The following is a 9,617-nucleotide window of genomic DNA, read 5'->3' on the forward strand; positions in this document are numbered from 1 at the left end:
TCCCCACGGTAGGTCAGGCGGCCTCGTGCAGCGCCGCCAGAAGCGACGACGCCCGGTGGTCGACGTCCTCGGCCTGGAGTTCGTTCGTCACGAACGAGAACGACAGACCCCGGGCCGGCCACGCGCCGTGGCGGCCGCCACCGGCCCCGGAGTGGCCGAAAGCGGCGGGGTCGGCGTCGGCGGGGCCGTAGGTGCCGATCGGGTCGGCCAGTTCGAAGCCGAGGCCGAAGCGCAGCGGGCGGTCGTTGATCGCGTCGATGCCCTCGGACCAGGTGCGGGTGGCTCGGCCGAGTACGTCGGCGGGGACGAGTCCGCCCGAGCGCAGCAGGTCGTAGAGGCGGGCCATCGCGGTCGCGGTGCCGACCGCGCCGCCCGCCGCCAGCGTCGCGCCGCGGTACTCCGGCGAGTTCATCGAGTCGCCCGAATCGAGCAGGCCGCGGTACATCCGTTCGACGATCCGGCGGCGTTCCTCGTCCTGGAGGAAGGTGCTGATCCGGTACCCGGGCGCGCGCCGCAGCGTGGCGACCGGGACGGTCGGCGGGGTGCCGAGCCGCAGGTCGAGGCCGTGCGGCTCGGCGAGGAGGTCGCGGACGAGGACACCCAGGTCCGCTCCGGTGACGCGCCGGGCCAGTTCGGTGGCGAGGTAGCCGTAGGTGAGCGCGTGGTACGCGACCTTCGTCCCGGGAGTCCACAATGGACGCTGGCTGGAGAGGGCCTCGGCGTTTGCCGCGTTGTCCAGCATCGGCAGGTCGGGCTCGACGTAAGGCAGGCCGACCGTGTGCGAGAGGACCTGCGAGACCGGCACGTCCTCCTTGCCTGCCGCGGCGAACTCCGGCCAGTAGCGGGCGACGCGTTCGTCCGGGTCGAGTTTCCCCTGCGCGGTCAGGATCGCCAGGACGGTCGCGACCACGCCCTTGGTGCCGCTGAACAACACGGCGCGGGTGTCCTCGGTCCACGGCACGCCGTCCGCGGCCGAGCCGCCCCACAGTTCCACCACCGGGGCGCCGTCGCGGAAGACGCTGAACGCGGCTCCGCCAGTGGTGGCCTCGATGAGGTCGCCGAACGCTTCCCGCACGCCCTCGTACCCGGGTTTTACCGCACCGTTGACAGTCATTCGGCTCCTCACAGCCTCGGCGTCGTAGCGAGAAGTTCGCTGGTGTACTCGTGCGACGGGGAGTTCAGCACCGTCTCGACGGTGCCTTCCTCGACGATCTCGCCCCCGCGCAGGACCGCGATCCGGTCCGCCACCTCCGGGGCGAGGGCGATGTTGTGCGTCACGAACAGCATCGCCATGCCGAGTTCCCGGCGCAGTTCGCCGAGCAGTTCGACGATGGTGGCCTGCACGGAGACGTCCAGCGCGGAGGTGACCTCGTCGCACACCAGGACGTCCGGCGTGGTCACCAGCGCGCGGGCGATCGCGGCGCGTTGCCGTTCGCCGCCGCTGAGCTGGTCCGGCAACCGGTTCGCGAGGTCTTGCCGCAGGCGGACCCGGTCCAGCGTCTCGGCGACGCGTTTCCGGCGCTCGGTGCGCGAGAGAGACGTCAAGCGCACCAACGGAACCTCGATCGACTGCGCGATCGTCTTGCGCGGGTTCAGCGACGAGAACGGGCTCTGGAAGACGTACTGAATGCGCCGCAGTTCGTCGGTGCTGCGCTGCCGGGCCGCCGGAGCCAGCGGAGTGCCTTCGAGCGCGACGGTGCCGGTGAAGCCGCGATTGAGCCCGGCGATGCACTGCGACAACGTGGTTTTCCCGGAACCGGACTCGCCGAGCAGCATCACGCTTTCTCCGCGCGTCACGGCGAGATCGATGCCGCGCAACACCTTCTGCTGCCCATAGGACACCTGGATGTCGCGCGCGGCCAGCACCGCGTCGTCCGGCGGGGGAGCGGTGGCGGGCTCCGCGTCAAGGTCGGGCACCGCAGCGAGAAGCCGCTTCGTGTACGCGTGCTTCGGCCGTCGCAACACGTCGTCAGCGACGCCGCATTCGACGAGATCTCCTTGGTACATCACGGCGACCCGGTCCGCGAGCTGCGCCACGACGGCGAGGTCGTGCGTGATGTAGAGCGCCGCGACGCCGTGCTCGGACGTCAGCTGCCGGACCGTTTCCAGCACCAGCGCCTGCGTCTTCACATCCAGGCCGGTGGTGGGCTCGTCCAGCACCACGACGCTCGGGCGGCACGCGAACGCCATCGCGATGCCGACCCGCTGCTGCTGGCCGCCGGACAGCTGATGCGGGTATCGCCGCTGGTAGGCCTCGTCGGACGGCAACCCGACCTCGGCGAGCACCTCGGCCACGCGCTCGTCGACGGACCCGGCGTAGCCGTGCGTTTCCAGCACCTCAGCGATCTGCCGGCCGACGCGCAGCGCCGGGTTGAGCGACAGCGCCGGGTCCTGCGGGATGTACGCGACCGCGCTGCCCCGCAACTGGCGGCGCGCGGCGTCGTCGAGCGTCAGGACGTCGACCGGTTCGCCGTCGCGCGGGTGCAGCAGCACCTGGCCGCCGCCGGCCATCAGCCCGCGGCGGAAATGGCCGAGCGCGGCCAATCCGGCGGTCGTCTTGCCGGAGCCGGATTCCCCGACGAGCGCGAGGACCTCGCCGGGCGCGATCTCGTAGGACACCGAATGCAGCACCGGGCGGCCCGCCGTCGTGCGCACGGCCAGTCCGGTCACTTCCAGAGCGGTCGTCATGCTCGTGCCTCCCGGGTCCGCCCGGCCGCGGCCGAGGCGAGCGAGTCGGCGACGAGGTTCGTGCCGACGGCCAGCACCGCGATCGCGGCGACCGGGAGCAGCACGCCCCACGGCTGCACGACGAGCGCGATCCGGTTCTCGTTGATCATCAGGCCCCAGTCCGCGGCGGGCGGCTGGATGCCGAGCCCGAGGAACGACAGCGAGGCGATGTACCCGATCGAATACGTCAGCCGCAGCCCCAGCTCCACCATGAGCGGGCCGGTGATGTTCGGCAGGATTTCGCGCAGCAGGATCCGGCTGCGCGGCACGGCGTACATCTCGGCCGCGCGGATGTAGTCGTGGTTGCGCACCGAAACCGTGGCCTGCCGGGCGACCCGCGCGGTCCGCGGCGCGTGCGTCAACCCGATGACCAGCACCAGCAGCCAGCCCTTCGGGCCGATCACCGCGATCGCCAGCAGCGCGATGACCAGCTGCGGGAACGACAGCAGCACGTCGTTGCCGCGCATTAGCAGGCTGTCCAGCCAGCCGCCGCCGTACCCGGCGATCATGCCGAGCAGCGCGCCGAGGACGATGCCGAGCGCCGTGGCGAGCACCGCGTACAGCAGCAGGGTGGTGCCGCCCGCCAGGAAGCGGGTGAGGACGTCGCGGCCGAGACCGTCGGTGCCCATCAGCCCGTCTGGTTTGAACGGTTTTCCGGCGAAGTCCGTGGTGCTGTGCCCGGTGATGACCGGCCCGAGCCACGGGCCGAGCAGCGCCACGAGAATGACGACTCCGGCCAGTACGGTGCCGACCTTGGCTTGCGGGAACGCCCAAGCGGTGCGGATCAGCCCGGCCGCGCGCGGCGGCGTCTCCGGAACGGCGGGCACCACCTGTTCTTCTTCGACCGCGGTCATCGCACTGCCTCCGTCCGGAGCTTGGGATCGGCGAGGATGCCGATCACGTCGGCCAGCAGGTTCACCACGATGTAGACGGCCGCGATCAGCAGCGTCACCGCCTGGACGACGGCGACGTCGCGCTTGCCGACCGCGTCGATCAGCGCCTGGCCGATGCCGGGGTAGCGGAAGAGGAATTCGACCACCACGACGCCGCCGGCCAGCCACGCGAGCTGGATCGCGACGACCTGCGCGACCGGCCCGACCGCGTGCGGCAGGGCGTGCCGCAGCAACACCGTCCGCTCGCGCATTCCCTTGAGCCGCGCCATTTCCACGTAACCGGAATCGAGCACTTCGCTCATCGTCGCGCGCATCATCCGCGTGATGTACGGCGTCACGACGAGCACGAGCGTGAGCACCGGCAACACGAGCTGACTCGGTTGCGCCCATACCGCTTCGCCTGGTGGCGTGAGGGTGACGGAAGGCAGGACGCGGAACACCGTCGTCGCGAACAGGACGATGAGCGCCACGCCGATCACGAACTCCGGCAGCGCGGCGATCACCAGGCTGATGCCGGACACGACCTGGTCGCTGGCGCGGCCGCGGCGCATCGCGGTCCAGGTGCCGAACGCGAGCCCGAGCGGGGTGGCGATCACCGCGGCGAGCACGAGCAGCACGAGCGAGGCCGACACCCGGTCCGCCAGCAGCGTCGTGACCGGGCCCTGGGTCGAGGTCGACGTGCCGAGGTCGCCGGTGAACAGGCCGCCCAGCCACGAGAGATAGCGCTGCCAGACCGGTTCGTCGAGGTGCAGCTGGTGCTGCAGCGCGGCGATCCGCTCCGGGGTCGCCTGCTGGCCGAGGATGGCCCGCGCCGGGTCGCCCGGCAGCAGCAGCGTCGCGACGAACACGAGCAGGGTGACCAGCCACAGCACCACGAGGCTCACGAGCAGCCGTTTGAGGATCAGCCGGGTCATGCCGCGCCTCCTTCCGCCGTGCCGAGCCAGACCTGGCGGAACTGGTAGCCCGACAGCGAGATCCCGGTCCGGTCCGGCACGAATCCGGCCACATAGGACTGGTAGGCGTCGACCTGGTCGACGAACCCCCACACGATCAGCCCGCCGCGTTCGTACTCGATCCGCTGCGCCCGGTGCAGCAGCTCCGTGCGCGCCTTCGGGTCCACCGTGGCGCTCGCCCGCGTGACGAGATCGGTGAATTCCGGGTCGTTCCAATGGGTTTCGTTGTACGGCGCTTTCGGCAGTGCGCCGGACGCGACCTGCGGCAGGTAGTTGCGCGTGTACCAGAAGTCCTGCGCGAAATCCCAGGACAGGTAGTTCTCGCCGTAGAACGTGGTGGTGTCGATCTTCCGGATCCGCACGTTCACGCCGGCCGCCTTGGCCTGCTGCTGGAACACCTGCGCGGCCTCGACCGCGCCGGCCTGGATCGGCGCGGTGACCAGTTCGATGTCGAGATTCGGCTTGCCCGCCTCGGCGAGCAGCCGTTTCGCCTCGGCGATGTTCTGCTTCCGCTGCGGCAGCTGCCGGTTGTACGCCGGGTCGAAGGGCGCGTACAGGTCGTTGCCGACCCGGCCCTGCCCGCTGAGCACCTGGTTGATCATCTGCTCGCGGTCGACCACCAGGCGCAGTGCCTGGCGCACCCGGACGTCGTCGAACGGCGGCCGGTCGACGCGCATGGTGAACGGCAGCCAGGTCCCGGTTTCCGAGCGCAGCACCTGGATCCGCGGATCGCTGCGGAGCACGTCCACGAGCGCGACCGGGACCTGGTCGATCGCGTCCACCTGGGACGAGAGGAGCGCGTTGATCCGGGCGTCGTCGTCGGCGAAGTTGATGAGCGACAACCGGTCCAGGTACGGCTGGCCCGGCCGCCAGTAGTGCTCGTTGCGCACGAAGGTGCTCTGCAGCCCGGCGGTGAACGTGTCGGCCTTGAACGGGCCGGTGCCGATCGGGCGTTTGACGTCGAAATCGGCCGGGACGATGCCGAGGCTGTACTGCCCGAGCAGGTCGTCGAAGCCGGAATTCGGGGACGTGAGGCGGAATTCGACGGTCCGGTCGCCGACGGCGGCGACCTCGCCGAGCATGGTCAGCCCGGCCGCGCCGCTCTTCGGGTCCTTCGGGTCGGTGATCCGGCGGAAGGTCGCGACGACGTCGGCCGGGGTCACCGGGCGGCCGTCGTGGAAGCGGATGCCCGACCGCAGCACGGCGGTCCAGGTGCGCGCGTCCGGCGAGGGCTTCAGCGATTCGGCGACCAGCATCTGGAGCCGGTAGTCGTGATCGCGCAGCAGGAGCGGTTCGTAGAGGTTGAGCACCCGGGCGATGTCCGGGTTCGTGGCGGGGATGTGCGGGTCGAGGGTGTCCGACGCGCCTCCGCCGGTGACTCCGACGCGGAGGGTGCCGCCTCGTTTCGGCGGTCCGGAAGGCACGGCCGCGGCGACGGTGGAGCCGCAGGCGGCCAGCAGGGGTGCGGTGCCGGCGAGCGCGGCGCCGGCGAGCGCGGTCGTGAGGAATCGGCGGCGGGAAACGTTGGTCGGTTTACATCGGGCTTCCATGGGTGACTTTCGAGCGGGTGCCGTGCACGGCGACGCCGGTTCTCATCGGCGTCGCCGCGCACGACACGGCGGGGGAGGGGATCAGGCGATGGCGCGTCCCGCGTAGTCCGGGACCGGGGCGAGATGCGTGTCGAGCGCGGTGGCGATTTCGGCGGGGAACGGCGTCGCGCGGCCCCCGGAAACGTGCAGGCACAACAGCTCTTCGGTCGCGACGAGTTCGCCGCCGACCCGCATCTCGTGGCACAGCCGCACCTTTTTCGCGCCGACTGACAGCACGGAGGTGCTCACCTCGAGTTCGGCGTCCGCGCCGACTTCGCGCAGGTACCGGACGTGCGCCTCCACGGTGTACAGCGACGCCCCGGTTCTCTCGCGGTAGCCGGGGCCGAGGCCGACGATGTCCATCAGCGCGGTGGTCGCGTCGCCGAAGACGAGCACGTAGTAGGGCTCGGACAGGTGGCCGTTGTAGTCGATCCACTCTGGACGGACCCGGTCGCGGTACTCAGCCACGACGGGCCTGCCCGACCGCGCGCTGGATCGCGATGACCGCCCGGTCGCGTTCGGCGATCAGGTCGGCGATGGTCCGCCCGTCCGCTTCGTCGTCGCAACCGGCGACCACGGCGTCGCGCAGGTCCTTGGTGAGTTCGGGCGCTTCGAGCCGGGTCCACGGCGACTTCAGCGACGGTCCGAAGTGGTCCAGCATGTGCGCCATACCGCCCTCGCCGCCCGCCAGGTGGAACGTCAGCATCGGGCCCTGGATCGGCCAGCGCAGGCCTGGTCCGTCGGTGATCGCGAGGTCGATCTGCTCGACCGTCGCCTCGCCGTTCGCGACCATGTGCAGGGCCTCGCGCCACAGCGCTTCCTGGAGCCGGTTCGCGATGAAGCCGGGCACCTCGCGGTCCATCGTGATCACGGACTTGCCGACGCGCCGGTAGAACGCGGCGGCCTGCTCGACCGCCCACGGCGCGCTGAGCTTCCCGCCCGCCACCTCGACCAGCGGGATCAGGTACGGCGGGTTGAACGGATGCCCGACCACCAGCCGTTCCGGCGTCTTCGCGGCGACCTGCATTTCGGTCATGCCGTAGCCGGAAGTGGAGGAGGCGATCACGACGTCCGGCGCGGTGACGGCGTCGATGTCGGCGAGCAGTTTCTGTTTCAGCGCAAGGTCTTCCGGCGCGCTTTCCTGCACGAAGCCCACGCCGTCGACGGCCTCCGCGAGCGTCGCGGTGACGGTGAGCCGGTCTCGGCTCGCGCCGGGCTTGAGGCCCAGTTCGGTGAGCGCGGGCCACGCCGCGTTGACGAGCCGTTCGAGCTTCTCCGCGGCGTCCGGCGCGGGGTCCCAGGCTCGGACGTCGAATCCCTGGGCGAGGAAATGCGCGACCCAGCCGCCGCCGATGACTCCGGCTCCGATGCACGCGACAGTGTCCACAGTGGTCTCGGTGGTCTCAGGCATGCACGCGCTCCTTCAGCCCCAGGATTTCGCGCGCCCGGTCCGGGGTGGCGATGTCCGCGCCGAGCTTCTGCACGATGTCCACCGCGCGTTCGACGAGCTGGCCGTTGGTGGCCTTGACGCCGCGCGCCAGGTAGAGGTTGTCCTCCAGCCCGACGCGGACGTGCCCGCCCAGCAGCACCGACTGCGCGACCCACGGCATCTGGTCGCGGCCGATGGCGAACGACGCCCACTGCGCGCCTTCCGGCAGCAGGTGCACCATCGCCTGCAGCAGCCCGGGGTCCGGCGGGGCGCCGTACGGGATGCCCATGCAGAGCTGGAACAGCGGCGGCGGGTCGATGAGGCCTTCTTCGACCATTTTCGTGGCGAACCACAGGTTTCCGGTGTCGAAGATCTCCAGTTCGGGCTTCACACCGAGCTCCTGGATGCGCTTCGCGCCGGTGCGCAGCATGTCCGGAGTGGACACGTAGAGCTGGTTGCCCTCGCCGAAGTTCAGCGAACCGCAGTCGAGCGTGCAGATGTCCGGCAGCAGCTCTTCGACGTGCGGGAGGCGGTCGTGCGCGTTGACCAGGTCGGTGCCGTCGACCGGCTTGAGCGGGTCCTCGGCGTCGATGACCAGGTCGCCGCCCATGCCCGCGGTGAGGTTGACGACGACGTCCACTCCGGACTCTTTGACCAGCCGGACCGCCTCGCGATACAGCGCGACATCCCGCGACGGCGCCCCGGTTTCGGGCTCGCGCACGTGGATGTGCACCACGGCTGCGCCGGCGTTGGCGGCCTCGATGGCGCTCTCGGCGATCTGCGCCGGGCTGACCGGGACGTGCGGGCTCCGGCGGGTGGTGTCCCCCGCGCCGGTGAGCGCGCAGGTGACGATGACCTCGTGGTTCATCAGGCTCCTTGGACGATCGAGCGGTCGATGAAGTCGTTCAGGTGCGCGCGCATCGCGCCCACCGTGCTGCCGGGACGCCCGGTCAGCACCTGGATGCCGAGGCCGTCGATCAGCGCGGTGAGCTGGGCGGTGGCGGCCTCGGGGTCGGCCAGGCGGAACACGCCCTGCTCCTGGCCGGTGCGGATGGTCATGAGAATGGTCTGGTACCAGCGGTCGTAGGAATCGGTGTAGAGCGAACGCAGCCGCGGGTCGAGCGCGACCTCGTTCCAGACCTGCAGCCACACCGACCATTCGGCGCGCAGCAGGCCTTCGGTCGGCAGCTGCAGTTCGACGAGCTTGAGCAGCCGGTCGTGCGCGCCGGGCACGGCGTGCAGCTCGGCGACCTGGCGGTCGAAGGCGAGCTTTACGTTGCGCCGCAAAGCTTCGTCGAGGACTTCGGTTTTGGTGGGGAAGTGGTAGTGGATGGCGGCGGTGCTGGTGCCGCATGCCTGCGCGATGTCGGCGATGCGGACGCGGTGGTAGCCGCGTTCGGCGATGAGCTGCCAGGCGGTTTCCAGGATTCGCCGTCTTGGTTCGGAGTGTGCTGGGTCGTCGGGCTCGCTCGCTGTTCCCGCCGCCGGGGCCGGGACGGCGGTGACGGTTTTGGCGTCGTCGCTGCCGTTGAGCAGCCAGTTCACCGTGACGCCGGAGTATTCGGCGACGCGGACCAGCTCGTGCGGGGAGAAGCGGCGGGTGCCGTTGAGGGCTTTGGAGAGTTTGGTCTGGTCCAGGCCGATGGCGGCGGCGAATTCGCGCTGGGGGACGGGTGTGGACTGGATCAGCTGGCGGACCCGTTCTCTCAGCTGGTCTGTTTCGTCCATGGGCCGTGACGGTAATGGGGGGTTGCGAAAATCGCAACTCTTGGGGGGTTGTTGCCGTAACAGTTTGAATTATTGCTTGTGTGCCAAGGAGTTGCGATCTTGAGTTGACTGGCGGATCAGTTGGTGTCCTGGGCTCGTCGCCTGGCGGCGACTTTAGCCCTGGCGTGCGTGGGGCACCCCGAAGCTTGATTGTGCTGACGGTTCGGGGGTGCTTGTCAAGGCGGGAAAGATGCCTTGACAAGCACCCCCGAACCGCAGGGAGGCTTCGTATCGGGGTGCGGGGGAGGGGCTGGGTGCC

General features: G+C 70.2%; 9 protein-coding genes. All 9 read right to left on the bottom strand.

Features of this window, described 5'->3' with window-relative positions:
- Window positions 1–13: 13 nt before the first annotated feature.
- Window positions 14–1,114 (bottom strand): serine hydrolase domain-containing protein, encoded by a 1,101-nt coding sequence (locus tag PUT80_RS20615; protein ID WP_037805893.1) that lies wholly within the window; start codon window positions 1,112–1,114, stop codon window positions 14–16.
- Window positions 1,115–1,122: 8 nt separating this feature from the next.
- Window positions 1,123–2,688: an ABC transporter ATP-binding protein gene (locus PUT80_RS20620; RefSeq protein ID WP_134661524.1), complete on the bottom strand. Its 1,566-nt coding sequence runs from the start codon at window positions 2,686–2,688 to the stop codon at window positions 1,123–1,125.
- Window positions 2,685–3,581 carry an ABC transporter permease gene (locus PUT80_RS20625; protein ID WP_078870144.1) on the bottom strand — a complete coding sequence of 299 codons (897 nt, stop codon included), beginning with the start codon at window positions 3,579–3,581 and terminating at the stop codon, window positions 2,685–2,687. The genes PUT80_RS20620 and PUT80_RS20625 overlap by 4 nt, the downstream gene beginning before the upstream one ends.
- Entirely contained in the window at window positions 3,578–4,534 is a 957-nt protein-coding gene (locus PUT80_RS20630) for an ABC transporter permease (RefSeq protein ID WP_037805897.1), read from the bottom strand. Before PUT80_RS20630 ends, PUT80_RS20625 begins: the two co-directional genes overlap by 4 nt.
- Window positions 4,531–6,123, bottom strand: coding sequence for an ABC transporter substrate-binding protein (locus PUT80_RS20635; protein ID WP_275293159.1), 1,593 nt, complete (start codon window positions 6,121–6,123; stop codon window positions 4,531–4,533). Before PUT80_RS20635 ends, PUT80_RS20630 begins: the two co-directional genes overlap by 4 nt.
- Before the next feature lie 81 nt (window positions 6,124–6,204).
- Window positions 6,205–6,630, bottom strand: coding sequence for a thioesterase family protein (locus PUT80_RS20640; RefSeq protein WP_037805900.1), 426 nt, complete (start codon window positions 6,628–6,630; stop codon window positions 6,205–6,207).
- Entirely contained in the window at window positions 6,623–7,573 is a 951-nt protein-coding gene (locus tag PUT80_RS20645; RefSeq protein ID WP_043833188.1) for a 3-hydroxyacyl-CoA dehydrogenase NAD-binding domain-containing protein, read from the bottom strand. Before PUT80_RS20645 ends, PUT80_RS20640 begins: the two co-directional genes overlap by 8 nt.
- Window positions 7,566–8,459, bottom strand: coding sequence for a 3-keto-5-aminohexanoate cleavage protein (locus tag PUT80_RS20650; RefSeq protein WP_043833189.1), 894 nt, complete (start codon window positions 8,457–8,459; stop codon window positions 7,566–7,568). The genes PUT80_RS20645 and PUT80_RS20650 overlap by 8 nt, the downstream gene beginning before the upstream one ends.
- On the bottom strand, window positions 8,459–9,319 hold the full coding sequence (locus PUT80_RS20655; protein ID WP_134732304.1) for a TetR/AcrR family transcriptional regulator: 861 nt from the start codon (window positions 9,317–9,319) through the stop codon (window positions 8,459–8,461). Before PUT80_RS20655 ends, PUT80_RS20650 begins: the two co-directional genes overlap by 1 nt.
- Between the last annotated feature and the right edge of the window lie 298 nt (window positions 9,320–9,617).

The sequence above is a fragment of the Amycolatopsis sp. La24 genome (assembly GCF_029087445.1).
Lineage (GTDB): Bacteria > Actinomycetota > Actinomycetes > Mycobacteriales > Pseudonocardiaceae > Amycolatopsis > Amycolatopsis nivea.

Bases quoted from the DNA above. Each gene is read 5' to 3' on its own strand.
- PUT80_RS20615 (WP_037805893.1), bottom strand. From the start codon at position 1,114: ATGACTGTCAACGGTGCGGTAAAACCCGGGTACGAGGGCGTGCGGGAA.
- PUT80_RS20620 (WP_134661524.1), bottom strand. From the start codon at position 2,688: ATGACGACCGCTCTGGAAGTGACCGGACTGGCCGTGCGCACGACGGCG.
- PUT80_RS20625 (WP_078870144.1), bottom strand. From the start codon at position 3,581: ATGACCGCGGTCGAAGAAGAACAGGTGGTGCCCGCCGTTCCGGAGACG.
- PUT80_RS20630 (WP_037805897.1), bottom strand. From the start codon at position 4,534: ATGACCCGGCTGATCCTCAAACGGCTGCTCGTGAGCCTCGTGGTGCTG.
- PUT80_RS20635 (WP_275293159.1), bottom strand. From the start codon at position 6,123: ATGGAAGCCCGATGTAAACCGACCAACGTTTCCCGCCGCCGATTCCTC.
- PUT80_RS20645 (WP_043833188.1), bottom strand. From the start codon at position 7,573: ATGCCTGAGACCACCGAGACCACTGTGGACACTGTCGCGTGCATCGGA.
- PUT80_RS20650 (WP_043833189.1), bottom strand. From the start codon at position 8,459: ATGAACCACGAGGTCATCGTCACCTGCGCGCTCACCGGCGCGGGGGAC.
- PUT80_RS20655 (WP_134732304.1), bottom strand. From the start codon at position 9,319: ATGGACGAAACAGACCAGCTGAGAGAACGGGTCCGCCAGCTGATCCAG.